Source organism: Streptomyces arenae (assembly GCF_022343545.1).
GTDB lineage: Bacteria > Actinomycetota > Actinomycetes > Streptomycetales > Streptomycetaceae > Streptomyces > Streptomyces humi.
In genome coordinates, this window is record NZ_JAKQYH010000016.1 from 48,364 (window position 1) to 72,278 (window position 23,915).

A 23,915-nucleotide genomic window follows, 5' to 3' on the forward strand; every position below is an offset into this window, starting at 1 on the left:
GGACAAGAGACATTCGAACTGGCCCGAAACCCAGTCGAGTTCGGATCAGCCGGCGCAGTGCCCGGAACGGGCGTACACGACGACACGGGCACCGTGCAGCTCCATTCGGGAACACACCTGGAAGCCGGCCCCGAGCGTCCGCCGTTTGACCTCCTCCTGGGGGAAGGGGTCGAGCGGCTGGCCGACGGGGTCGGTCAGCGCGATGATGCGCCGGGACGCCAGGATGCGCCTCCGAATGCCGGCCGCGGGCAGTTCGACGCCTTCGAGGGTGCCGGACGCGCGCGGCGACCCGGCCAGAGCCAGGTCGTCGAGGCGGCCGTAGACGGACGGGTACGACAACAGCCACTCACGGCGCCTGGCGGGCATGAACAGCACCCCGTCCCCCGCGCGCGCGGTCCGCTCGACGGCGTGCACGACGGCGACCACGTCGTCCTTGCGGCTCCCCGGTGAGCGCACCGACAGTGACCACGGCAGCAGCACCGCGACCGCGACGGCGGTGAGGAGCAGGGCGGTCAGCGCGCGGGCGGCGGGTGCCAGCCGGTGCCGTTCCGCCAACGCCCGGTCGAGCGCGGCCCCGGCGGGCAGCGCCAGCCCCACCATGCCGTACAGGACGTACCGGTCGACGTACCACGGCTTCACCAGGGAGACGGTCATCAGGAGACCGGCCGGTGCGATCAGCAGCGGCAGGGCGAGCGCGGTCAGCGCGACCGGCCCCGTGCCCTCCGGTCCCCCGGCGGGGAACCGGCAGAGCGCCACCCCGGCCGCGGCGATCAGCAGGAACCCCAGCCAGGCCGTCACGCCGGGCCGCCCGAGCCAGCCGAGCTGCCGGCCGGCCTGCCCGGCGCTCACCACGGCCAGCGGCAGAACGCCCGCCAGCACCGCGGCCGAGGCGACCAGCCAGCGCCGCCATATCGCACGGGGCACCCGCGACCACCACAGCGTCAGCCCGTGGGCCACCACCGCCATCGCGGCGAACTCGTGCAGCCAGCAGGCCAGTCCGAGGACGAGGGCGTACGCCGTCCACCAGCGGCGGCCGGGCCCCACCGCTTCGACGGACCGCAGCAGGAGGTACGTCGCCCCGGTGACACCTGCGGTGACCAGCGCGTACGAGCGGCCCTCCTGCGCGTACTGCTGGGTCGCCGGCAGCACCGCGAACACCAGCCCGGCGAGCATTCCGGCCCGGGCACCGGCCAGGCGGGCACCGGTCAGCCCGACCCCGGCCGCCGCCAGGGCCGTCGCCACCGTCGAGGGCAGCCGCAGGGCGAGCAGGCCTCCGTCCCAGCCGGCGAAGACGGCATGCATGAGGAGGTAGTACAACCCGTGCACGGCGTCGATGTGGTGCAGCAGGTGCCACAGCTCCCCCAGGGACCGGTGGGCGACCTGGTAGGTGACCGATTCGTCGCGCCACATGCTGTTCCGGCGGCCGATGCCCCAGAGCCCCAGGACCACGGCGGCGACGGCCGGGACGGCGCCGGCCGCCGGCGCCGGGCGAGCGCGCGCGGGCGTCGGCGGGGGCGTTCCGGCCACGGGGGCCGGCAGGAGATCCGTGCGCCGGCTGATGGTCTGCTCCTCGGTGGTCGAGGCGTCTGTGATCGGGGTGGTCGAGGCGTCCGTGATCGGGGCGGAATGGACGGGTGGTTCCGGGTCGGCGGTTCACACCGCTGTTCGTACCGGACGTGGTACCGGTTCACCGCCGTCGCGGTCGGCGGGCGCCCCGGCCGCCGGGCCGGGGCGCGGTCCCGACAGCAGGTACGTCAGCGCGAACCCCGCGGCCACCACCGTGGCGCCGCCGACCGCGTCGAGAACCCAGTGGTTGGCCGTCCCGACGATCGCGCACACGGTGAACAGCGGATGCAGCAGCCCGAGCGCCTTCAGCCACCATCTGGGCGCCAGCACAGCGATGACCACACCGCACCACAGCGACCAGCCGAAGTGCAGGGAGGGCATGGCCGCGTACTGGTTGGTGACCTCGGTCATCGCGCCGTAGTCGGGCTTGCTGAAGTTCTGGACGCCGTGCACGGTGTCGACGAAACCGAGCCCCGGCATCAGGCGGGGCGGGGCCAGCGGGTAGAGCCAGAAGCCGAGCAGGCCGAGCAGCGTGGCGATGCCGAGCGAGGTGCGCGCCCACCGGTAGTCGGCGGGGCGCCGGGCGTAGAGCACGCCGAGTACCGTCAGGGGCACCACGAAGTGGAACGACTCGTAGTAGAAGCCGAGGAAGCGCTCCAGCCACGGCACCCGGACCACGGCGTGGTTGGCCCACTGCTCGATGTCGACGTGGAGGGCCTTCTCGAGCGCGTGGACCTGGTGCCCGTGCCGCTCCGCGACGGCCCGGCCGCCGCCCGCGGCGGTCCGCACGGAGGAGTACGCGGCGTAGCAGACCCGGATCAGCAGCAGTTCGAGCAGCAGGCTGGGCCGGGTGAGCGCCCTGCGCCAGAACGGCAGCAGCGGTACCCGGGACCAGCGGGCCGCGGCCGGCGCCGCGTACCGGGTGGGCACCGGTGAGCGGTAGTACGGCGAGGCGGTCGACAGGAACGGCACGGCGGTGGCCGCGGCGAGCGCGGCGAGCAGCACCAGGTTGTCGCGCAGGGAGTACAGCGCGGACACGTTCGGCAGCAGCATCTCCGTCGGCAGCGTCACCACCAGGACCACCGCGACCGGCCACAGGTACTGGTCCGCGGCCCGCCTGCCGACCCGTCCGACCACCGCCAGCAGCACCCACAGCAGCTGGTGCTGCCAGGCGGTCGGCGACACCGCCACCACCGCGCAGCCGGTGATCGCGACCGCGAGGAGCAGCTGTCCGTCGCGGGCGTAGCGCACCGCGCGGCGCAGCGCGACGCCGGCCACGACCGCGGCGAGCGCCAGGAACAGCACGGTCTCCAGCGGTCCGCTCAGCCCGAGCCGCAGCAGGGCGCCGTGCAGCGACTGGTTGGCGAGCGCGTCGGCCGCGCCGCCGAGCCCGGTGCCCGCGATGTGGTGGATCCAGTAGGTGTACGAGTCGTGCGGCATCGCCGCCCAGGCCAGTGCCGTGCACGCGGCGAAGGTCAGGCCGGCGGCGAGGGCGGCCCGGCGGCGGCCGGTGAACCACAGCAGCGGGGCGAACAGCAGCAGGGCGGGCTGGAGCGCGGCGGCCAGGCCGACGCACAGGCCGCCGTCGCGCTGCCCGCGGGCGGTGAAGCAGCCGAGCAGCACCAGCAGCACCGGGATGATGCTGGTCTGGCCGAGCCAGAGGGTGTTGCGGACCGGCAGCGAGAGCATCAGCAGGCTGATGGCGACGGGGGTGGCCAGCAGCGAGGTACGACGGCTCACCGGCTGGGGCAGCGCCCGCGCGGCGACCAGGCCGAGGGCGACCACCAGCAGCAGCGTGCCGAAGGTCCAGCCCCAGCCGAGGGCCTGCTGGGCGGCCTTGGTGAGCGGCTTGAGCGCCAGTCCGCCGAACGGCGTGCCCGTGAACGTCGTCGAGTCGTACAGCGATCCCTTGACGTGCAGCACGCCGCCGGGGCCGACCCAGGTCTCCAGGTCGGTCAGCCGCTGCCCGCTGGGGGTGGCGAGCACCACGGCCAGCTGCCGTACGGCGAGCACGGCCGCCACCGCCCACAGGCCGAGCCGGGCGGCTCTGAGCCGGGCCCCGGCCCCGGCCCCCATGACTGCTTCCTCCGGTCGTCCGCCGTGCTCCACCTTCGCCACGCCCCGTCGGCCTCCCGCCCCGTCCGGCGTTCACTCGTTTGCTCCGAGAACCCCTTGAGGCTCCCACCCCCGCCTGAGGAGGACGCGGGCAACCCCCTCCTCACCTGACAGCCGCCCGCGTTTTGTCCCGAAGACGACCTGAAGACGGCGGTACGGGACCCGGTTGCGCCGGCGGAGCGCGAGAAGGATCACAGTGCGCGGCCCGCATGAGGCTCCGCGAGCGGGCATACGCCCCTGCATACAGCGTATTTAGCTGCACAGTGCAGCTACTCGCGTACGCGACGTAACGGCACCAAGTGCTCCTATCGTCGCTTTCCGACCCGTCCGGCGCCGTACGGGCCGCGCCCCGTCCCCGTCGAAAGGTAGGCGAGCCCCGTTTTGGCGACCGTCACAGCCGTCACCCCGTCCCTCAAGGTCCCCGGCCCCCGTCCGGCCGCGCCGGCACCCGCGCCCACGGTCACCGACCCCGCGCTGGTGAAACGCGCCGTGAAGGCGGCCGCGCTGGGCAACGCCATGGAGTGGTTCGACTTCGGCGTCTACAGCTACATCGCGGTGACGCTGGGCAAGGTCTTCTTCCCGTCCGGGAGCCCCACCGCCCAGCTGCTCTCCACGTTCGGCGCCTTCGCCGCGGCCTTCCTGGTGCGGCCGCTCGGCGGCATGGTCTTCGGACCGCTCGGCGACCGCGTGGGCCGCCAGAAGGTCCTCGCCGTGACCATGATCATGATGGCGGCGGGCACCTTCGCGATCGGCCTGATCCCCTCCTACGCGGCGATCGGCGTCGGCGCCCCCGTCCTGCTCCTCGCCGCCCGCCTGGTGCAGGGCTTCTCCACCGGCGGCGAGTACGCGGGCGCGTCCACGTTCATCGCCGAGTACGCGCCGGACAAGAAGCGCGGCTTCTTCGGCAGCTGGCTGGAGTTCGGCACGCTGGCCGGCTACATCGGCGGCGCCGGCCTGGTGACCCTCATGACGGCACTGCTGTCCTCCGACGACCTGACGTCCTGGGGCTGGCGCGTCCCGTTCCTGATCGCGGGCCCGATGGGCATCGTCGGCCTCTACCTGCGGATGCGCCTGGAGGAGACCCCGGCGTTCGCGGCGGAGGTGGCGAAGGCCGAGCAGTCCCGCCCGAAGGTCCCGCTGCGCGAGATGATCACCGGCCAGTGGAAGGCCCTGCTCCTGTGCATGGCCCTGGTCCTGGTCTTCAACGTCACGGACTACATGCTGCTGTCGTACATGCCGAGCTACCTGACGAGCGAGCTGAAGTACGACGAGACGCACGGCCTGCTGGTCGTCCTCGGTGTGATGGCGCTGATGATGATCGTCCAGCCGTTCGCCGGAGCGCTCACCGACCGTGTGGGGCGCCGTCCGGTCATCGCCGCGGGCTGCGCGGGCTTCCTCGCCCTGTCCGTCCCGGCGCTGCTGCTGATCCGCCAGGGCAGCCTGCTCGCGGTCGGCCTCGGCATGGGCGCCCTGGGCCTGCTCCTGGTCTGCTTCACCGCGGCGATGCCGGCGGCCCTCCCGGCCCTCTTCCCGACCCGGGTCCGCTACGGCTCCCTGTCGATCGGCTTCAACGTCTCGGTCTCCCTCTTCGGCGGCACGACCCCGCTGGTGGTGACGGCCCTGATCGGGGCGACCGGCAACATGATGATGCCCGCCTACTACATGATGGCGGCGGCGGTGATCGGCGGCTTCGCGGCCTGGCGTATGTCGGAGACGGCCGGAAAGCCGCTGCCGGGCTCGGCCCCGTCGATCGAACAGCCCCACTGAAACACACCCCGCAGACGCGCCCCGCAGGACACACCCCGCGCAGGACACACCCCCGCAGGACACGCCCCGCGCAGGACACACCCCCGCAGACGCGCCCGCTGAACGCGCCCCGAAGGGGCGCGGGGAACTGCGCGACCAGCCCCCACCGGGCCGGCACCCGACCGACCCACCGGCCCGCACCCGACCGACCCACCGGCCGACCACCTTCCCCCAGCCCCTTTCACCAGCCCCTTCGAACCAACCGACCGCCCCGTCCGTACCCTCGGTCGCCAGGCGGTAGCTGTACGGAACGGCCCCGGAACCACGCCCTCCGCTATACCGTCTGAAGTCCTGTTCGACGGCAGCGGAGGGCATCGGTTCATGAGCGGCCAGCGGCGACCCCGCCGACGCACACGTTTACTCGCGGTCCTGCTCGTCCTCGCCGCCCTCCAGCTCGGCTCCCTCGCCGCCCCCGCGTACGCCTGCGCCTGCGGCGCCCTGGTGCCCGACGCCACCCGGCAGGTCACCGTCGGCCGGGAGGAGTCGGTGCTGCGCTGGGACGGCACCCGCGAGCAGATCGTGATGCGCCTGACGGTGGACGGCGACGCCGACCGCGCCGCCTGGATCATGCCCGTCCCGCACCGCGCCACGGTCACCCTCGCCGACCCGGCCCTCTTCGACCAGCTGCACACCCTCACCGCCCCGGTGCACCGCACCCGCCACCACTTCTGGCCCGCGGACGGCGACTGGCCGCTGACCACCGGCGGCGCCACCTCACCGGTCCCGCCCGGCGTCGGCGCCCAGCCCCCCGGCGTCGGCGTGGTCGAGCGCCAGCGGCTCGGCCCCTTCGACGTGGCCCAGCTGACCGCCACCGACCCCGGCGCCCTGGACGGCTGGCTGCGCGGCAACGGCTTCGCGCTCCCGCCCCGGCTGAGCGGCGCCCTCGCCCCGTACGTCGCCGAGCGCTGGGAGTACGTAGCCGTCAAGCTCGCCCCCGAGACCGCGAACACCACCCTGCACGGCGCCCTGGACCCCCTGCGCCTCGCGTTCGCCAGCGACCGGCCGGTCTACCCGATGCGGCTGTCCAGGCTCGCCGCCACCCCGCAGTCGCTGGGCCTGTACGTCCTCGCCGCGCACCGTATGGAGCCGCGCACCGCGATCGGCGGCGAACGCCCCCGGGTCGTCTACGCCGGCCGGCTCAGCCGTCCGGCCGGTGTCCTGCGCGAGCTCGCCACCGGCACCCCGTACCTGACGGCGATCGGCCAGGAGTTCCCGTACCCGTCCCGGATCTCCGGCGACCACGTGCTGCGGCGGGCGGCCTCCGACACGCCGTTCCAGCAGGTCGTCTACACGGACCGGCTGAGCACGGTGGCGGGCGTCCCGGCCTGGCTGGCGACGGTGGGCGGCGCGCTGCTGCTGGTCGTCACGGTCATGTCGCTGGCCGCGGTACGGCGCTCCCGCCGTCCGGTACCGCCGCCACCGCCCGCCGGGCCGCCACCGCCCACTCAGCCACCGCCCACTCAGCCGCCGCCACCGGCACAGCCCCCTGGGCAGCCGCCGCAGCCGCCGCAGCCCCCTGCGCCGATCGGCTGAGTTCCGGCCGCCGCCGGGGCGGTGGATCACCGTGGCGGCGGCCGTCTCAGTAGTGCTATCCAGGTGGCTGTCAGGGGACAGCCTCCTGGACAGGCGAAAGGCAGCGGACGCATGAGCGGCTCTCAGCTCTGGGACGACGTCGACTTCTACTTCACCAGCCATCTGTCACCGGACGACGAGGCGCTCCAGGCGGCCCTGCGCGAGAGCGAGGCGAACGAGCTGCCGCACATCAGCGTCACCGCCAACCAGGGAAAGCTCCTCCAGCTCCTCGCGCAGATCCAGGACGCCCACAGCATCCTGGAGATCGGCACCCTCGGCGGGTACAGCACCATCTGGCTGGCACGGGCGCTGCCCGCCGACGGCCGGATGGTCTCGCTTGAGTACAACGCCCGGCACGCCGAGGTGGCGGTCCGCAACATCGCCCGCGCCGGTCTGGACCGGCTCGTCGAGGTGCGGGTCGGGCCCGCCCTGGAGTCGCTGCCCAAGCTCGCCGACGAGAACCCGGCCCCCTTCGACCTGGTCTTCATCGACGCCGACAAGGCCAACAACCCGCACTACGTGGAGTGGGCGCTGCGACTCACCCGGGCCGGCAGCCTGATCGTCGTCGACAACGTGGTGCGCGGCGGCCGGGTCGTGGACGCCGGGAGTGCCGAGCCGGACGTGGTCGGCACCCGTGCCGCGATCGAGCTGATCGCCGCGCACCCGAGGCTGAGCGGCACGGCGATCCAGACGGTCGGCAGCAAGGGGTACGACGGCTTCGCCCTGGCCCGCGTCCTGGCCTGACCGGCCGTTACCGGCCCTCGCCCCGGTCAACCCTCGTGGTAGAAGCCCACGTTGACGCTGCGCGGGGCGGTGCGGTCCCGGACGACGATCTCGCCGGAGCCGCCCCGCGGCAGCGCGACCGTGCCGCCGTAGGTGATGGCCTGGGCGTACTCCCCGACCTTCAGCAGCACCTCGGAGGAGGGTTCCGCCTGGGAGCCGCGCAGCCAGGTGACCTGCCAGCCGCCCTCGGTCCCGCACAGGAACTCCAGGTGCACCCGGGAGACGAACAGCCAGTCGTCGGGGGTGGCGAGCCGGCAGACGGAGGCGTCGCGGCCCACCCGCAGCACGGCACCCGGGTCGCTGGGTGCGTCGGCCATGAGCATTCCGGCCGTTTCGCCCGTCTCCCCGGATACGGAGGCCATGGTGAGTTCGAGCACGTGCGTTCCCCCTGCGCGGTTCCTGGGTCTTCCCTGAGATCCCTGCTGGGTCTCGGCCGCATGATAAAACGCCCGGCGGATCCGCGTCCGGCACAATGGTGTCATGACCGAGCGAAAGCCACCCGGGGTACCGTTCGAGTCCTGGGTCGACAAGCAGATCCGAGATGCCCAGCGGCGCGGGGAGTTCGACGAACTGCCGGGCGCGGGGCGGCCGTTGCCGGCGGTCCTGGACACGTCCTACGACGAACTGTGGTGGGTCAAGCGGAAGATGGCCCGCGAAGGGCTCGCGATGCTGCCGCCGACGCTCGCGCTGCGCAAGGAGGCCGAGGACGCCCTCGCGGCGGCTCTGGCGGCACCTTCGGAGCGGATCGTCCGGAAGATCATCACGGAGGTGAACGTCAGGATCCGCGACATGATGTTCAAACCGCCGCCCGGGCCCCCGCTGGGCAAGAAGCCGTACGACGTCGAGGAGGTCGTACGCGAGTGGCGGGAGCGCCGGGCGGCGGCGGGGCCTGCGGGACCGGACCCGCAGGCGTGATGCGGTCCTGACTCAGATGTGCAGCAGCCGGTCGGCGAGTTCGCGATAGTCGCGCAGGGCCAGCCGGAGCTTTTCGGTGTCGGCCGTGCCCGGCCGGTCGCCGCCGTCCGCCTGCCAGCTGCCGCGCAGGGCGCGGCGGCGGCGCTCGACGGCGTCGGTGAGGCGGGCGCTGAGTTCCTCGACGGCCCGGTCGGCCTCCTCCACGGCCGCGCGCGGCTCGTCGACGAAACCGGCGACGGCGTGGTGCAGCCGCTGCTCCAGCTGACCGCACTCCTCGTTCGGGATCAGCCGCTCACCGTTCGCCCCGGCGTCCGTCTCCCGCGCCGCGGTCCCCTCGGGCCCCACGACCGTCCCGCGTCCGGCGTCCGCTCCGGCACCCGCGACCGTCCCGCGTCCGGCGTCCGCTCCGGGCCCCGCGACCGTCCCGCGCCCGGCACCCGCGACCGTCTCGCGTCCGGCGTCCGCTCCGGGCCCCGCGACCGTCCCGCGCCCGGCGTCCGCTCCGGCACCCGCGACCGTCCCACGGCCCGGGTCGTTCGCGCGTCCCGCGTCCGTCTCGTGGCCCGGGCCGTCGCCGGCCACCAGTACGGCCGGGCCGGACTCCCCGGCGCCCGTGCGGCCGTCGTCGTGGCGGCCGGTGCGTTCCGGTGCCGTCTCCTCCTGTCCGGGGGTGACACCGCTGACGGAGGCGTCGCCCCAGTCGGTGGTCTGCTCCTCGCGGTCCGGCAGCGGCTCGCCGCCGGGATACGCCTCGCCGCCCGCCGGACGGCGGCCCGGTCCTGTCCTCGCGTCGGTCATGTCGGTCAGCTCTCCTTCGGACGGCTCCGGTCGGCGGACCAGGGCATGTGGCCGCCGGTGTCGGCCCCGACACCGGCGCGGTGGCGGCCGTGCTCACCGGTGGACGAGGTGACCAGGTCCTCGAAGAGGGAGCGGGCCTCGATCATGGCCCTGCGCATCTCCTCGGTACCGGCCTGGGTCTGGGGGGCGCCGCCCACGGGCGCCACGGCGGCGCGGTGGACACGGCGGTAACCGTCGACGTGGTCGGCGTGGTGCACGGAGAGCGCGGCGACCTGGTCCTCGTACTCGGCGCCGGCCGGGAAGCCACGGGCGGCGGCCACTTCGGCGAGCAGCCGGTCGATCTCGGTCACGGACTCGCGGGGCGAGTCGACGAAGTGCTCCTGTGCGGTCGTCCAGCGAGCCGCGTAACGCTCGCGCTCCGCCGGTTCCAGGGGCCTTTCGTGCAGGTCGCCGTGGCGCTCCAGGCGCTCGGCGAGCTCGCGCTCGGCCGCCTTGGTGTCACCGCCGTGCTCGGCCACGGTCCGCTCGTACTCGGGTCCGAAGCGCCGCTTCAGGCCTCCCGGGCCCTTGTTCCGCGAGCGCATGGCCAGTACGGCCGCGACTACGACCACGGCGGCCACGATCACGATCGCGATGATCAAGCCTGTGGACATGGTTGCCTTCCGGTGTCTCGGCCCGACGGGCCGGCTCACTCTCCGGGTGACCCGGACCGCGCTCCGCAAACAGCGGGCGGTACTTCCCGGCGGCCGCCCGATGCCCCGAGGTCACCGATATCCGGTTGCGCGGTCGGCCCGGTGCGGCCTGGGATACGGGTCATGACCTCCTGGACGATCACCCCGGAACCACCTGACTCGCCCGCCGCGACGGCCCTGTGGCGGGCGTACTACACCGAGGTCAGCGACCGCTGGTACCTGCTGCACGAGGACCGGCGCACCGACCCGGCCGAGCTGGAACGCGAGATCGCGGCCCGCACGGGATCCGAACTCGCCCCGCCCACCGGCCGGTTGCTGATCGCACGGTACGAGGGCGAGCCGGCCGGCACCGCCGGTGTCCGGCTGCTCGGTCCGGGCACCGCCGAACTCACCCGGGTGTTCGTGGCCGAGGGCCGGCGCGGCCGGGGCGGTGCCGCGCTCCTCGTCACGGCGGCCGAGGACGCGGCCCGTGCCCTGGGCGCCGCACGCATGGTGCTGGACACCCGTTCCGACCTGGTGGAGGCCCGCGCCCTGTACGCGCGGCTCGGCTACGCCGAGACCGAGCCGCACAACGACGACGTCTACGCCGGGCACTGGTTCCGCAAGGAACTCGTCAACCGGCCCGCCGGGCCGCCGGATTCTGGGGCTGCTCACGTTCGGCCCCGCACAGCTCGTCGGTGAGCTCCCGCACCAGGCGGTCCAGGTCGGTGGGGCGGTCCGGGCCCCACCAGTCGCCGAGGAGTTCGGCCAGGGACTCCTCACGTGCCCTGGCGAGCCGCTCCGCGATCTCCCGGCCCTGCCCGGTCGCGGTCAGGTCGAGACCGAGCCGGTCCACCAGGCGCCGTTCCTCCAGCTGCCGGGCGCCCTCCAGCACCACGGTCAGCGGGACGGCCCCGCGCTCGGCGAGCTGCCCGGGCTCCACCGAGCCGTACCTGCGGATCCGCAGCAGCAGCCAGCCGGCCGCGGGCAGCAGGTCCACCCCGGCCCGCTCGTTGATCTTCCGGTAGACCTCCCGGCGCCCCTCGCGCGTCCCGAGCAGCGACAGGGCCCGGCAGCACTCGTCGTACGACGACCGCTGCACCGGATTGGGCGGGAGGGTCTCCGAGGCGTCCGGCGCGGTGACCGAGCCGCGCAGCCGGTCCTCCTTGAGGAACCAGGCCAGCACGAAGCCGAGGGCGGCCACCGGTGCCGCGTACAGGAAGACGTCGGTGATCGAGGACGCGTACGCGTGCAGGGCCGCCGGGCGCAGCGCGGGCGGCAGCGCGGCGATGCCGCGCGGGTCGGCCTTGAGGGCGCCCGGGGAGACGCCCGGCGGGAGGTGCACGCCCCGGAAGGCGCCCGCCAGCTTGTCGGCGAGGCGGCTCGCGAAGACGGAACCGAAGATGGCGACCCCGAAGGAGGCGCCGATCGAGCGGAAGAAGGTCGCGCCGGAGGTGGCGACGCCCAGGTCCTCGTACGAGACGGAGTTCTGCACGATCAGCACGAGCACCTGCATGACCAGGCCGAGGCCCAGGCCGAAGACGAAGAAGTAGCCGCTCATCTCGGCGGTCGGGCTGTGTTCGTCCAGCCGGTGGAGCAGCAGCAGCCCGATCGTGGTCACGGCGGTGCCGGCCACCGGGAACACCTTCCAGCGGCCGGTGCGGCTGACGACCTGGCCGGAGAGCGTGGACGACAGCAGCAGGCCGACCACCATCGGCAGCATGTGCACGCCCGACAGGGTCGGCGAGATGCCGTGCACGACCTGGAGGAAGGTCGGCAGGTAGGTCATCGCGCCGAACATCGCGAAGCCGACGATGAAGCTCATCAGGGCGGCGAGCGTGAAGGTGCGGATGCCGAAGAGCTTCAGCGGGAGGACGGGTTCGGCGGCCCGCCGCTCGACGGCGACGAAGGCGAAGGCGAGGACCACCCCGAGCACCGCGAGCCCGACGATCCGCGCCGAACCCCATGCCCAGGTCGTCCCGCCCAGCGAGGCGACCAGCACCAGGCAGGTGGCGACGGCGGCGATCAGGACGGTGCCGAGGTAGTCGATGACGTGGTGGGCGGTGCGGCGCGGGATGTGCAGCGCGGCGGCGATCACCGCGAGCGCGACGACGCCGACCGGCAGGTTGACGTAGAACACCCAGCGCCAGCTGAGCTGCTCGGTGAGCACCCCGCCGAGCAGCGGCCCGAGCACGCTGGTGGCGCCGAAGACCGCACCGAACAGGCCCTGGTAGCGGCCGCGTTCGCGCGGTGGCACGAGGTCGCCCACGATCGCCATCGACAGCACCATGAGGCCGCCGCCGCCGAGCCCCTGCAAGGCGCGGAAGCCGATCAGCTCGCCCATGCCCTGGGCCATCCCGCACAGCGCCGACCCGATCAGGAAGATCACGATCGCGAGCTGGAAGAGCCGCTTGCGCCCGTACTGGTCGCCGAGCTTGCCCCACAGGGGGGTGGCGGCGGTGGAGGCCAGCAGATAGGCGGTGACCACCCAGGACAGGTGCTCCAGGCCGCCCAGGTCGCTGACGATGGTCGGCAGCGCCGTGGACACGATGGTCTGGTCCAGCGCGGCCAGCAGCAGCCCGAGCAGCAGCGCGCCGATCGGGACCAGCACACCGCCGGGGACCTGTTCCGCGTCCTTCGCCGTCGCGTGCGTGGCGTCCACAGCCATGGAGACCTCCCGGGGGTGCGTCAACCATTCTCCATCGTGGCCGGTGTCACCCGTTATGGCCCGTCGAGTCCTCTTCGCGGCCCCTTGAGCCCGGGGGTTCCCGCGAACGTACGTGTGGGTGCTCCGCATAATCTGTGGAGTTTGTAAGGGGGTTGCAAGGGGAGGGACGGACGCCGTGACGGATACGACCGAGGGTCGCCAGTGCCCGGAGTGCGGGGCACCGAGGCGGCCGGACGGCTCGCCTTCCTGCGACTGCAACCAGCGGGCGTCCGACGCGCTGCGCGACGCGCGTACGGCGGAGCAGGCCGCGGCGGAGGACTTCGACCCGCTGCGGATACGGCCGTACATCGGCCTCGATGATCGCGACGGCCTCGACGGCCTCGGCGCGGCGGGTGCCGGTGGGGCCGCCGGAGGGGCCACCGGAGGAGCGGAGACCGTGCCGGTGCCGGTGTCGCCGGGGGAGCCGACGGTGCCGATGCGGACGGTGGTGCCGGCCGCCGACGCGGGAGCAGCGCCGTACGACGACGTGCCCGACGTGCCCGACGTGCCCGGCATGCCGGCTCCGGAGGAACGGCCCCGCCGGCGTTCACGGCGGGCCCTGCTGCTGTCCGTGGCCGGGGCGGTGGTGGCGGTCATCGCCGTGGCGGGGTTCGTGAGCGGGCTCTTCGCCCATCTGACGCCCACGCGGGACGGGGCGGGGCCCGAGAACGTCCGGGAGAGCGTGCCGGACGTGACGCCGGGGTCGCCCTCGGCCACCGCGCCGACGTCGCCGACGGCGTCCGCGACGTCGGCGTCACCGTCCGTGTCGGCGAGCCCCAGCGCCTCGGCGGAGCCGTCCGCCACGCCGTCGGCCGCGAGTCCGTCCGCCACCCCGTCCCGTTCGGCCACGCCGACCCGGTCGGCGCCGGTGACGGGGACGTCGGCGTCCGCGCAGCCGTCGACACCGCCGGTGCTGCGCCCCGGGGACAGCGGGGCCGAGGTCACGGAGCTCCAGCTGCGGCTGAAGCAGGTGGGGCTGTACTCGGGGGACGCCTCCGGCGAGTACGACAGCAGGACCGAGAGCGGGGTCCGCTCGTACCAGGTGACGCGCGGGGTCCTGACGGACGAGTCGGGGGTGTACGGGGCAGCCACGCGGGCGAAGCTGGAGTCGGAGACGACGAAGCCGTAGGCGGCGGACCGAGAGGGGGCCATCGCTTGGGGTCCGGGTGCGGGTGAGTGGGGGCTGATCGCGCAGTTCCCCGCGCCCCTTACGGGGCTCCTCAGCCGCGTATCCCGCCCCAGCTACGGGGCCACTCAGCCACATAACCCGCGCCCCTTACGGGCTACTCAGCCGCGCACTCTGCCCCAGCTACGGGGCTCCTCGGCTGCGTATCCCGCGCCCCTTACGGGGATCCTCAGCCGCATAACCCGCGCCCCTTACGAGGCTCCGCAGCCGCGCACCCCACCCCCCTTACAGGGCTACTCAGCCCCGCACCCCACGCCCCTTACAAGGCTCCGCAGCCCCGCACCCCACGCCCCTTACGAGGTTTCTTTTCAGCCGCGGGCAGTCGTGCCGCTGGGGCGGCACGGGTGGGCGCGGGCGGCGCCCTGCAAGCGCCGGTGAGCGTCCCACCCCGGCCGGCGCACCTAGCCGACGTGCACGCGGAGGGAACCGTCGGGCATGGCCTCGACGCGTACCTCCGTGAGGTCCCGCACCACCGCGTCCGGTCCGTGCAGAGCCGCCCGCGGGCCGACGCCGATCACGCGCATCCCCGCCGCCCGCCCCGCCGCGATCCCCGCGCCGGAGTCCTCGAACACCACGCAGTCCGCCGGGTCGACGCCCAGTTCGGCCGCGCCCTTCAGGAAACCCTCCGGGTCCGGCTTGCTCGCGCCCACCGACTCCGCGGTGACCCGCACCCGCGGCAGCGGCAGGCCCGCGGCGGCCATCCGGGCCGTCGACAGGGGCACGTCCGCCGAGGTGACCAGGGCGTGCGGCAGCCCGGCCAGCGAGGCGAGGAAGGCCGCCGCGCCCGGGATCTCCACCACGCCGTCCGTGTCGGCGGTCTCCTCCGCCAGCATCCGCGCGTTGTCGGCGAGGTTCTGCTGCACGGGCCGCTCCGGCAGCAGCAGCGCCATGGAGGCGTGCCCCTGCCGGCCGTGGACGACCTTCATGACCTCGTCCCCGTCCAGCCCGTGCCGCTCGGACCAGCGCCGCCAGATGCGCTCCACGACGGCGTCGGAGTTGACGAGGGTGCCGTCCATGTCGAGCAGGAGGGCGCGGGCGGTGAGGACGGTGGCCGTCATCGGGCAGCTCCTAAACGGGCCGGGAGGACCAGGCCGGAGAGACGGGCCGGGAAACGGCCGGAACAGACAAGGCGGCCCCGCCCGCCGGTCAGGGAAAACGGGCGGGAGCCACTTTGTTTCTCTACGGTACAAAACAGAGCGGCCTCCCGCCACCGCCTTCGCCGACCGTTCACCGACTCTTCAGCTCGCGGGACCGCCTCCCGGTCAGCCGGCGAACGCCTCCCACAGGCTCCAGGCGCCCAGCGCCAGCATCAGCACGGCGGCGATCTGCGTGATCAGCCGCAGCGGCACCTTCTTCATCAGGGCCTTGCCGCCGACGATGCCCAGCCCGGCCACGGCCCACAGACCGAGCACCGCGCCGAGGCCCACGGACAGCGGGTCGTCGTAGCGTGCCGCGAGGTTCGCCGTCATGATCTGCGTGAGGTCGCCGAACTCGGCGACCAGGATGAGCATGAACCCCGTTCCGGCGACCTTCCAGAAGGACTGGTCGGCGGGCTTGCGGATCTCCTCGTCCTCCTCGTCCTTCTTCAGCAGCAGCACGGCCGCGCCGCCGAGGAAGAGCAGACCGGTGATCGCGTGCACGATCTGCTGCGGCAGCAGGGTCAGCACGCTGCCGGCCGCGACGGCCAGCACGACGTGCAGCAGGAAGGCCGCGGCGACACCGGCGAAGACGTACGACGCCCGGTAACGCGTGCCGAGCACCAGACCGGCGAGCGCGGTCTTGTCGGGCAGTTCGGCGAGGAAGATGACGCCGAAGACGAGCGCCGTCACGGTGATGCTGATCAAGGGTCCTCAATCGGTCGGGGCCACCCCACCGAGAGCACCGCGCTTCGCAGACGAACACCTCGGCAGGGCAGCACACGGTCGCCCGCGCCGAAGGGCACGGGGGTGCACTGCTTGCCGAAGGTCTCGCTGGCCGACCCCTTGACCGAGGTCCGCCTCCGGGCGCCGGCTCAGACGGGCTGAGCAGTATGTCGACGGTCCGGCGAAGAGCTACTCCCCTTCAACACCGCCCACAGTACGTGAACCCGCCACCGATCCCAAGGCCGGGGATCCCGCCTGTGAGTCACGTCGCACGTCTTGTCGTGTCATGAACACGTCACTAGTTTCTTACCGAACGCTCACCCACCCGCAACACGGCGGCGCGAGCATTCCCTCGCCCGCGCTCCAACACCCCACCCCCACCAGGGAGTTCGCATGGCTCGCAAGTCAGCGTTCTACGCGCGTCGACGCCTCAGCATACTCGCGGCTCTTACCGGACTCATAGTCTCTGCCGCCCTCTTCAACTCCCCGAGCGCCTCCGCCGCCCTCCCCACGCCGGTCAGCGCGTCCACCGCCCGCACCTACCTCGCCTCGCTCACCGTGGCCACCGAGAACCGCACCGGCTACGACCGCGACCTGTTCCCGACCTGGATCACCATCAGCGGCACCTGCAACACCCGTGAGTACATCCTCAAGCGGGACGGTACGAACGTCGTCACCAACTCCGCCTGCACCGCCACCAGCGGCAGCTGGTACTCCGTCTACGACGGCGCCACCTGGACCGCCGCCTCCGACGTCGACATCGACCACCTGGTCCCGCTCGCCGAGGCCTGGGACTCCGGCGCCAGCGGGTGGACGACCGCCCAGCGCCAGGCGTTCGCCAACGACGTCACCCGCCCCCAGCTCCTCGCCGTCACGGACAACGTCAACCAGTCCAAGGGCGACAAGGACCCGGCCGAGTGGATGCCGCCGCTCTCCTCTTACTACTGCACCTACGTCCGCGCCTGGGTGCAGGTGAAGTACTACTACGGCCTCTCGGTCGACTCCGCCGAGAAGAGCGCGCTCACCAGTTACCTCTCCGCCTGCTGAGCGCGGAACCTCCCCGCTGACCTCCGTCGTTCCGTACCGTACGGGGCGACGGAGGAGGGGACTGTGGCCGGACTGCGCCTGGGACCGCTGCTGAGATACACCGACGGCTCGTCGGCGACCGTCTGGGTCGAGACCAGCCGTCCGTGCACCGCCGAGGTGCGCTGCGCGGACGGCGCCGCCGGCACCGCCCGCACCTTCCAGGTGGCGGGCCACCACTACGCCCTGGTCCCGGTCACCGGACTGACCCCGGGGACCGCGCCGTCGTACGACGTGGTCCTGGACGGCGTCCGGGTGTGGCCGCCGGCCGACTCCTGCTTCCCGCCCTCGCTGATCCGCACCCCGGCCGTCGGCGAGGCCCTGCGGGTGACCTTCGGCTCCTGCCGGTGGGCCGCACCCCCGGCCGACGGCCAGGACCCGGTCGGACCCGACGCCCTCGACAGCCTGGCCGCCCGCGTCGCCGCCGGCGGCGAACGCCCGGACGTGCTGCTGCTGTTGGGCGACCAGGTGTACGCCGACGAGACCTCGGCGGCGACCCGCCGCTGGCTCGGCGCCCGCCGCGACCTCGCGGACGCCCCCGGCGCCGAGGTCGCGGACTACGAGGAGTACACCCGCCTCTACCACGAGTCCTGGCTCGACCCCGAAGTCCGCTGGCTGCTCTCCACCGTGCCCACCTGCATGGTCTTCGACGACCACGACGTGATCGACGACTGGAACACCTCCGCCGCCTGGCTGGCCGGCATGCGGGCCACCCCCTGGTGGCAGGAGCGGCTGCTGAGCGGGCTGATGTCGTACTGGGTCCACCAGCACCTCGGCAACCTCTCCCCGGCCGAACTCGCCGCCGACCCGCTCTACACCGCCGTCCTCGCCTCCCCCGACGGCACCGACGCGCTGCGCGCCTTCGCCGCCGGGGCCGACGCCGACCCGGCCTCGGTGCGCTGGAGCTACCGGCGGGACTTCGGGCGGACACGGCTGCTGATGGTGGACACCCGGGCGGCCCGCGTGCTCGACGAGCAGAACCGCGCCATGCTCGACCCCGGCGAGACCGAGTGGCTGCGCGAACAGGCGCTCGCCGACCGGGAGTCGTACGACCACCTGCTGGTCGGCACCTCACTGCCCTGGCTGCTGCCGCATCTCATACACGACCTGGAGACCTGGGACGCGGCCCTGTGCCGGGGCGAACGCGGGCCCCGCTGGGCGAGGTTCGGGGAACGGCTGCGCCGGGCGGCCGACCTGGAGCACTGGGCGGCCTTCCCGGCGTCCTTCGCCGAACTGGCCGCCCTGTTCGCCCGCACCGGCTCCGGGCCCGAGGCCCCCGCCTCCGTCTGCGTGCTCTCCGGGGACGTCCACCACGCGTACGTCGCCGAACCCTCGTGGCCCGCCGGTACGGCACCCCGCTCCCGGGTGCTGCAACTCACCTGCTCCCCCGTCCACAACTCGGTGCCGCCCACGATCCGGGTCGGCTTCCGGTTCGGCTGGAGCGCCCTGGCCCGGTTCCTCGGCCGGCGGCTGGCCCGGCACGGACGCTGCCCGCGACCGCCGGTGACCTGGCGCAGGGCGGGCGGACCCTGGTTCGGCAACCAGCTCATGACACTGACCCTGCACGGCCGTTCGGCCCGCCTCCGGCTGGAACGGGCCCGCCGCGACGGAACCCTCACGACCGTACGGGAGACGGCCCTGACCGAGTGACGGCACGCGGACGGCCCACGGCCCCACCCAGACCGACGGCCCGGCCGCCGGCGCGGGTCGGCGGCACGGGTCGGCGGCCCCGGTGGACGCCCCGGTCGGCGGCCCGGGGCGACGCCTAGGTCGACGCCCCCGGGGTCGGCGCCCCGTCGATGCCCGGTCGGCGCCACGGTCGACGCCCGCGTCGATGCCCGGTCGATGACCGGGTCAAGACACGCCGTCGGTCGTATAACCCTTTGCGGATCTCGCGAACCCCCCGTGAAACTCCTGTCACACCCCCGGCGTACGCTGTATGGCTGTCGTCGGGGGGCGCAACAGGACAATCGCGGGGGAACCGTCGTGTGGGAAAGCATGGGGTCGCTGGAGGCCGGGCCATGGATGTACGCCATGGTGGCACTCTCCGTGCTGCTCGACGTGTTCCTGCCGGTCCTGCCGAGCGGCGTGCTGGTCATCACCGCGGCCACGGCAGCGGCGGCGGGCTCCGGCGCGTCCGCCGGACAGGTTCCGCACGTCGTCCCCGACTTCCTGGCGCTGGTCTTCTGCGCCGCCACCGCCTCCTTCCTCGGCGACCTCGTCGCCTACCGGCTGGCCTGGCGCGGCGGGGCCCGGCTGGACCGCGCGATCGCCCGCTCGCGGCGGCTGAGCAGCGCGCAGGAACGTCTCGGTGAGGCGCTGTCCCGGGGCGGCGGCGCGCTGGTGGTACTGGCCCGATTCGCCCCGGCCGGCCGCTCCCTCGTCTCCCTCGGCGCCGGCGCCGCCCACCGCCGCGTCCGCGACTTCCTCCCCTGGTCCGCCCTCGCAGGACTGACCTGGGCGGTCTACAGCGTCGCCCTCGGCTACCTGGGCGCCCAGTGGCTGGGCGCGACCTGGGTGGCCACGGCGGTGTCGGTCGCGGCGCTGTTCGGCGCGGGCGCGGGTGCCGGATACCTGATGCGAAGACGCCCGGCGTGACCGGTCCGGCGTGACCCGCCCGACCGCCCCGGCATGACCCGACCGGCGAGACCCGTCCGACGCGATCCGTCCGACCGCCCGCCGACCGCCGCCTCAACCGCTCGCGGGCCGCCTCAACCGCTCGCCGGCCGGCCGCCTCAGCCGGTCGCGGGCCGGCCGCGTACCTCCAGCGTCCCCAGCAGTTCGGCGGTCGCCGCCGCCACCGCGTCCACCGCCCGCTCGAACGCCTCCCGGTTGTGCGCGGCCGGTGCCCGGAACCCGGACACCTTCCGTACGTACTGCAACGCGGCAGCACGGATCTCCTCCTCCGTGGCCTCCTCGGCCAACTGGGGCGGACGCAGGGTCTTGATACTCCGGCACATGCCATCAGTCTCCCGCAGACCCCCCGTCTGCTGCGAGGATCTCCGGAGGCGGCCACCGTTCCCGGGGCCGACCGACGAGAGGACCGAACCCATGACGCACGCGTCCCACCCGCCCCACGCACCGCAGCCACCGCAGGCACCGCGGGCTTCAGAGGCCTTCGGCGGGCCGAAGCCGTCCGACGGGGCCCGGCTCAACGTCGCCGTGCTCGGACCCGGTGGTGTCGGCGGCCTGCTCGCCGCCCTGCTCTCCCGCGCCGGCCACCGCGTCCTGTGCCTGGCCGGCGAGGAGACGGCCCGCACCCTGCGCGGCACCGGACTCCGGGTCCGCAGCACCGTATTCGGCGACTTCACCGCCCCCGTGGACGCCGACACCCACCTGCGTGAACCCGTCGACGCCTGCCTGATCACCGTCAAGGCCACCGCCCTGGACGCGGCCCTCACCCGGATCCCGCCCGCAGCGCTCGGCGACGCCCTCCTCGTGCCGTTCCTGAACGGCGTGGAACACCCCGCGCTGCTGCGCGCCCGCTACTCCCCCGACCTGGTGGCGCCCTCCGTGATCCGTGTCGAGTCGACCCGCCGGGCACCCGGCCTGATCGAACACACCAGCCCCTTCGTGGAGATCGACCTCACCGGCGGCAAGGTCCCCCGCCCCCGGCTGGCCACCCTGGCCGAAGCCCTCACCACGGCCGGCCCGACCACCAGGGTCCTGGACGACGAGACCGCGGCCCTGTGGGCGAAGATGTCCTTCCTCGCCCCCTTCGCCCTCCTCACCACCCGCTACGGCCTCCCACTCGGCGAGGCCCGCACCCGGCACCGCGAGGAACTGGCCTCGCTCGTCGCGGAGACGGCCGCGGTCAGCCGCGCCTGCGGCGCCCCGGCCGACCCGGCGCAGGCACTGGCCCGCTACGACGCCTTCCCGGCCGCCGCCAAGTCCTCGATGCAGCGCGACGCGGAGGCGGGCCGCCCGCTCGAACTCGACGCGATCGGCGGCGCGTTGCTCCGCGCCGCGGACCGGCACGGCGTCCCCGTGCCGGTGACCGCCCGGATCGTGCGGGAGCTGCGCGAGACGGCAGGCTAGGCGGGCCCCTGCCCCGGGGTCGGGGGGTGAGCGCGGCCGGGGGTACGGGCGGCGGCGACGAAGGCGGCCATCTTCTCGCGGCTCTTGATCCCCGGCGCCGTCTCGACACTGCTGGAGACGTCCACCCCGTAGGGCCCGAAGTCCTCGATGACGCCGGCCACGTTGTGCTCGTCGAGGCCGCCCGCGATCACCACCCGTCCGGGCAGGTCCGCGACCCAGGCGGGGATGTCCGCGAACACCCCGCTGCCCGCGCTGGCGTCGTAGAAGAAGTACTCCAGTGCCTCCGGCCGCTCGGGCGGGGCGCCGGAGGCGAGGGCGAGGTTCGGGATGTCGGCCGTCTCGTAGATCTGCACGGTGTCGAAGTGCCCGGCGACGGCCGCCGTCTCCTCGTACGTGAGGGCCACGGCGAACACGGGGATCCGCCCCCGGGCGTGCCCGGCCAGCCGCACGGCCCGCTCCGGCGGGCAGTACCGCTTGCTCTTCGGGGTCACGACGATCCCCACCGCGTCGTAGCCCAGCTCCACGGCCCAGTCGATCTGCTCCTCGCGGGTGAGCCCGCACACCTTCACGAACGTCGGCCGTTGCCCGCTCATCCTGTCCCCTGCTCCGTTCTCCCGCCGGGCGGGAACGCGATCGTGCCGTCCAGGGTCTCATCACCGGAGCCCCCTCACGGGCCCGGGCGTTGTCAGTGACGGCTGCCAGGATCACCCCCATGACGGACACGAGCGAGGACCGTACCGGCGGCGACCCCACGAGCGGCCGTACCAGCGACGGCCGTACGGGCGGCCGGACCAGCGATGGCCCTACGGGCGAGGACTGGCAGTCCCTCCTGACCCGGTGGAGCCAGGAATGGGCGGACGCGCAGCCCGAACCGGCACCGGAGGGCGAGCCGCCGGCCCGGGACGCGGAGCCGCTGCGCACCCGATGGCTCGGTTTCCCGCCCGCTTCGGAGGAACGGATACGGGCGCTGGAGGAGAAGCTCGGGCACCGGCTGCCGCCGTCGTACCGGACGTTCCTCGCGGTGAGCGACGGCTGGCGGTACGCGGGCGGCTTCGTCTGGCTGCTCGCCGGCACCGACGGGGTCCGGTGGCACGAGGACGCGGCAGGCCTGTCCGAGTACTTCCCCGGCGAACTGGACGACGACCCCTCCCCCCACGACGTGCTCCTCGCCGGGATGTGGGGCCGGGCGCTGCAACTGGACGTGGAGTCGGACGCCCTCTACGTCCTGCTGGACCCCGGTGACGTGGACGAGGCAGGCGAGTGGGCCGTCTACACCTGGGCGCCCTGGCACGCCGACCAACCGACGCGCCACGACTCGTTCGGTACGTTCATGGAGGCGATGTACCGGGAGTTCCACCACCTCGAGGTCAGCCGCTCGGAACGGACGCGGACACCGTTCGTCAACGCCACGACCCGGGCCCAGGACGCGGCCGTGGACAGGGCACGCCTGGACGCGCTCGGCGGGCGGTACGAGCGGGCCTCGGCTGCCCTGGCGGAGGCGGACTCCTTCGGCAGACCGCGGGCGAGAGGCCTGCGCGACCAGATCCGCCGGCTGCTCGGCGAGACGTACATGGTCTACTTCCAGGGCCTGACCGCCGACCCGATGTACGTCCCGGAGGTCGTGCCGGTCCTGCTGGCCGAGCACGTGCGCATGCGCGGGGGCGACGACCGCCTGCCGCACACCCTGACCGGCGCCTCCGAGGCGGTGCTCGAGACGGCGGACGGGATCCTCCGGCAGCTCCGCGAAGGCACCTACCGCTACACCGCCGAGGGCCCCTTCGGCCGGGCCGTCGAGGAGGCACGCGAACAGGCCCGCTGGGGCGAGACCGACGCGGCCTGGCACACCCTGCGCGCGGCCCTGCCCGAGTGGCGCCCGCTCAGCCCGGACCACCTCGCCCCCATCGGCCTGTGCGCCGACTCCCTCCTCGGCGCCCTGATCACCCGGGAACGCGGCCAGGAACTCCTGGCCACCCCCCGGACCGGCCTGGCGGGCGACATCCCGGCTCCCACCGCGGACCTGGACCCACCAGGGCTGGCCTGGCTGGCGGACGCGGACCCCGGCGGCTCCCGGAGGTCGTACCGCTTCCTTCTGGTGGAAGGAGTGGCACCGGCCGGTCTGCCCGCCCTGATCGGCGCCGACGACACCACCGCCCTCGACGCTCCGGCGACCTCGTGGGAGGCACGCCGCCTCTCCTCCGGCGACCAGGACCACACCGCGCCCTGGGCGGACCGGGCGCGCATGGCCGTGGGCCGCGCCGGGCCGGGCTGGAGCTTCGCCTTCGAGCCCCGCCCCAGCGGCCGCTTCCACGAACAACGCCTCACCTCCCCGGCCCTCGCCGCCTCCGCCGGCACCCGCGCGGTGACGGTCTGGAGCCAGCCCCCCGACGGTCTCCGCCCCGCCGTCTTCCACCTCTCCGTCGCCCAGGACGGCGAGGAACGCTACGGCCTCACCACCGACGGCACCACGACCACCACCCGAGGCCCCGTGCCGGAATCCCTGCTCCCTCCTTCCGCTCAACCGCCCGCCCCCTCCGACGACCACGGGCACCACCGGGCCGAACGCCACATCCTCGAAGCCCTCTCCGCCGAACTCCCCGTCCACCTGCCCCGGTTCGCCCTCACCCACGGCCGCCTGCACACCCTCCGCACCCGCCCCTGGAACCGGCCCCCGCAGCCCGGCGAGACGTACCTGACCGTTCGAATCGTGCGCGGGCAGCCGGGAGACGGGAGGTAGCCGGGAACCACCGGGACCTCTTCAGCCGGCCGAGCGGGCACGGGGCCCTGCCCGGTAGGCGTCGCGGCCCGGCAGCTCG

Annotated in this window: 21 protein-coding genes; 11 read left to right on the forward strand and 10 right to left on the reverse strand. The window is 73.8% G+C overall.

What is annotated here, in order from left to right:
• Nucleotides 1-45 precede the first annotated feature (45 nt).
• Nucleotides 46-1,527, reverse strand: coding sequence for a glycosyltransferase family 39 protein (locus MB828_RS08680; protein ID WP_301647656.1), 1,482 nt, complete (start codon nt 1,525-1,527; stop codon nt 46-48).
• 126 nt (nt 1,528-1,653) lie between these two features.
• On the reverse strand, nt 1,654-3,684 hold the full coding sequence (locus tag MB828_RS08685) for a bifunctional glycosyltransferase 87/phosphatase PAP2 family protein (RefSeq protein WP_430381352.1): 2,031 nt from the start codon (nt 3,682-3,684) through the stop codon (nt 1,654-1,656).
• Between the two features lie 378 nt (nt 3,685-4,062).
• Between MB828_RS08685 and MB828_RS08690 the strand changes: the two genes are divergently transcribed.
• The 3 genes from MB828_RS08690 (at nt 4,063) to MB828_RS08700 (ending at nt 7,803) form a co-directional block, all read left to right on the forward strand.
• Nucleotides 4,063-5,448 (forward strand): MFS transporter, encoded by a 1,386-nt coding sequence (locus tag MB828_RS08690; protein ID WP_133022163.1) that lies wholly within the window; start codon nt 4,063-4,065, stop codon nt 5,446-5,448.
• A 360-nt stretch (nt 5,449-5,808) separates the two neighbouring features.
• Entirely contained in the window at nt 5,809-7,020 is a 1,212-nt protein-coding gene (locus MB828_RS08695) for a DUF2330 domain-containing protein (protein WP_301647658.1), read from the forward strand.
• Nucleotides 7,021-7,131: 111 nt separating this feature from the next.
• Nucleotides 7,132-7,803 carry an O-methyltransferase gene (locus MB828_RS08700; RefSeq protein ID WP_301647659.1) on the forward strand — a complete coding sequence of 224 codons (672 nt, stop codon included), beginning with the start codon at nt 7,132-7,134 and terminating at the stop codon, nt 7,801-7,803.
• 26 nt (nt 7,804-7,829) lie between these two features.
• Here MB828_RS08700 and MB828_RS08705 read toward each other — a convergent pair whose 3' ends face one another.
• A complete protein-coding gene (locus MB828_RS08705) occupies nt 7,830-8,219 on the reverse strand; it encodes an FHA domain-containing protein (RefSeq protein ID WP_046728356.1) in 390 nt (129 codons plus the stop codon).
• A gap of 103 nt (nt 8,220-8,322) precedes the next feature.
• Here MB828_RS08705 and MB828_RS08710 point away from each other — a divergent pair, with 103 nt between their 5' ends.
• Nucleotides 8,323-8,757, forward strand: a complete 435-nt coding sequence (locus MB828_RS08710) for a DUF1992 domain-containing protein (RefSeq protein WP_301647660.1) — start codon at nt 8,323-8,325, stop codon at nt 8,755-8,757.
• 12 nt (nt 8,758-8,769) lie between these two features.
• Here MB828_RS08710 and MB828_RS08715 read toward each other — a convergent pair whose 3' ends face one another.
• Both MB828_RS08715 and MB828_RS08720 read right to left on the reverse strand, forming a co-directional pair.
• Nucleotides 8,770-9,555, reverse strand: a complete 786-nt coding sequence (locus MB828_RS08715) for a hypothetical protein (protein ID WP_301647661.1) — start codon at nt 9,553-9,555, stop codon at nt 8,770-8,772.
• A 5-nt stretch (nt 9,556-9,560) separates the two neighbouring features.
• Complete coding sequence (locus MB828_RS08720; RefSeq protein ID WP_301647662.1) at nt 9,561-10,208, reverse strand: hypothetical protein; 648 nt, start codon at nt 10,206-10,208, stop codon at nt 9,561-9,563.
• 162 nt (nt 10,209-10,370) lie between these two features.
• Here MB828_RS08720 and MB828_RS08725 point away from each other — a divergent pair, with 162 nt between their 5' ends.
• Nucleotides 10,371-10,928 (forward strand): GNAT family N-acetyltransferase, encoded by a 558-nt coding sequence (locus MB828_RS08725; RefSeq protein ID WP_301647663.1) that lies wholly within the window; start codon nt 10,371-10,373, stop codon nt 10,926-10,928.
• Here MB828_RS08725 and MB828_RS08730 read toward each other — a convergent pair.
• Nucleotides 10,861-12,894, reverse strand: coding sequence for an MDR family MFS transporter (locus tag MB828_RS08730; RefSeq protein ID WP_301647664.1), 2,034 nt, complete (start codon nt 12,892-12,894; stop codon nt 10,861-10,863). The two genes, MB828_RS08725 and MB828_RS08730, sit on opposite strands and share 68 nt — an antisense overlap.
• A gap of 175 nt (nt 12,895-13,069) precedes the next feature.
• On the opposite strand from MB828_RS08730, the gene MB828_RS08735 reads away from it, so the two are divergent.
• On the forward strand, nt 13,070-14,062 hold the full coding sequence (locus tag MB828_RS08735) for a peptidoglycan-binding domain-containing protein (protein ID WP_301647665.1): 993 nt from the start codon (nt 13,070-13,072) through the stop codon (nt 14,060-14,062).
• Between the two features lie 458 nt (nt 14,063-14,520).
• On the opposite strand, the gene MB828_RS08740 is transcribed toward MB828_RS08735, so the two are convergent.
• Both MB828_RS08740 and MB828_RS08745 read right to left on the reverse strand, forming a co-directional pair.
• On the reverse strand, nt 14,521-15,177 hold the full coding sequence (locus MB828_RS08740; RefSeq protein ID WP_301647666.1) for an HAD-IA family hydrolase: 657 nt from the start codon (nt 15,175-15,177) through the stop codon (nt 14,521-14,523).
• Between the two features lie 204 nt (nt 15,178-15,381).
• Nucleotides 15,382-15,963, reverse strand: coding sequence for a TMEM165/GDT1 family protein (locus MB828_RS08745; protein WP_133022153.1), 582 nt, complete (start codon nt 15,961-15,963; stop codon nt 15,382-15,384).
• A 411-nt stretch (nt 15,964-16,374) separates the two neighbouring features.
• Between MB828_RS08745 and MB828_RS08750 the strand changes: the two genes are divergently transcribed.
• From MB828_RS08750 to MB828_RS08760, 3 genes are all read left to right on the forward strand, one after another.
• Entirely contained in the window at nt 16,375-17,028 is a 654-nt protein-coding gene (locus MB828_RS08750; protein ID WP_133022152.1) for an HNH endonuclease family protein, read from the forward strand.
• Between the two features lie 63 nt (nt 17,029-17,091).
• Complete coding sequence (locus tag MB828_RS08755; protein WP_301647667.1) at nt 17,092-18,714, forward strand: alkaline phosphatase D family protein; 1,623 nt, start codon at nt 17,092-17,094, stop codon at nt 18,712-18,714.
• Nucleotides 18,715-19,050: 336 nt separating this feature from the next.
• Nucleotides 19,051-19,662: a DedA family protein gene (locus MB828_RS08760; RefSeq protein WP_165941406.1), complete on the forward strand. Its 612-nt coding sequence runs from the start codon at nt 19,051-19,053 to the stop codon at nt 19,660-19,662.
• 137 nt (nt 19,663-19,799) lie between these two features.
• Here MB828_RS08760 and MB828_RS08765 read toward each other — a convergent pair whose 3' ends face one another.
• Nucleotides 19,800-20,024 (reverse strand): DUF2277 domain-containing protein, encoded by a 225-nt coding sequence (locus MB828_RS08765; protein WP_301647668.1) that lies wholly within the window; start codon nt 20,022-20,024, stop codon nt 19,800-19,802.
• A 91-nt stretch (nt 20,025-20,115) separates the two neighbouring features.
• Between MB828_RS08765 and MB828_RS08770 the strand changes: the two genes are divergently transcribed.
• The gene (locus tag MB828_RS08770) at nt 20,116-21,102 is read left to right on the forward strand and encodes a ketopantoate reductase family protein (protein ID WP_301647669.1); all 987 of its coding nucleotides are present in this window, start codon (nt 20,116-20,118) and stop codon (nt 21,100-21,102) included.
• Here MB828_RS08770 and MB828_RS08775 read toward each other — a convergent pair.
• On the reverse strand, nt 21,099-21,695 hold the full coding sequence (locus MB828_RS08775) for a phosphoribosylanthranilate isomerase (protein ID WP_301647670.1): 597 nt from the start codon (nt 21,693-21,695) through the stop codon (nt 21,099-21,101). The two genes, MB828_RS08770 and MB828_RS08775, sit on opposite strands and share 4 nt — an antisense overlap.
• A 119-nt stretch (nt 21,696-21,814) precedes the next feature.
• Here MB828_RS08775 and MB828_RS08780 point away from each other — a divergent pair, with 119 nt between their 5' ends.
• Entirely contained in the window at nt 21,815-23,836 is a 2,022-nt protein-coding gene (locus MB828_RS08780; protein ID WP_301647671.1) for an SMI1/KNR4 family protein, read from the forward strand.
• The last annotated feature ends 79 nt before the right edge of the window (nt 23,837-23,915 follow it).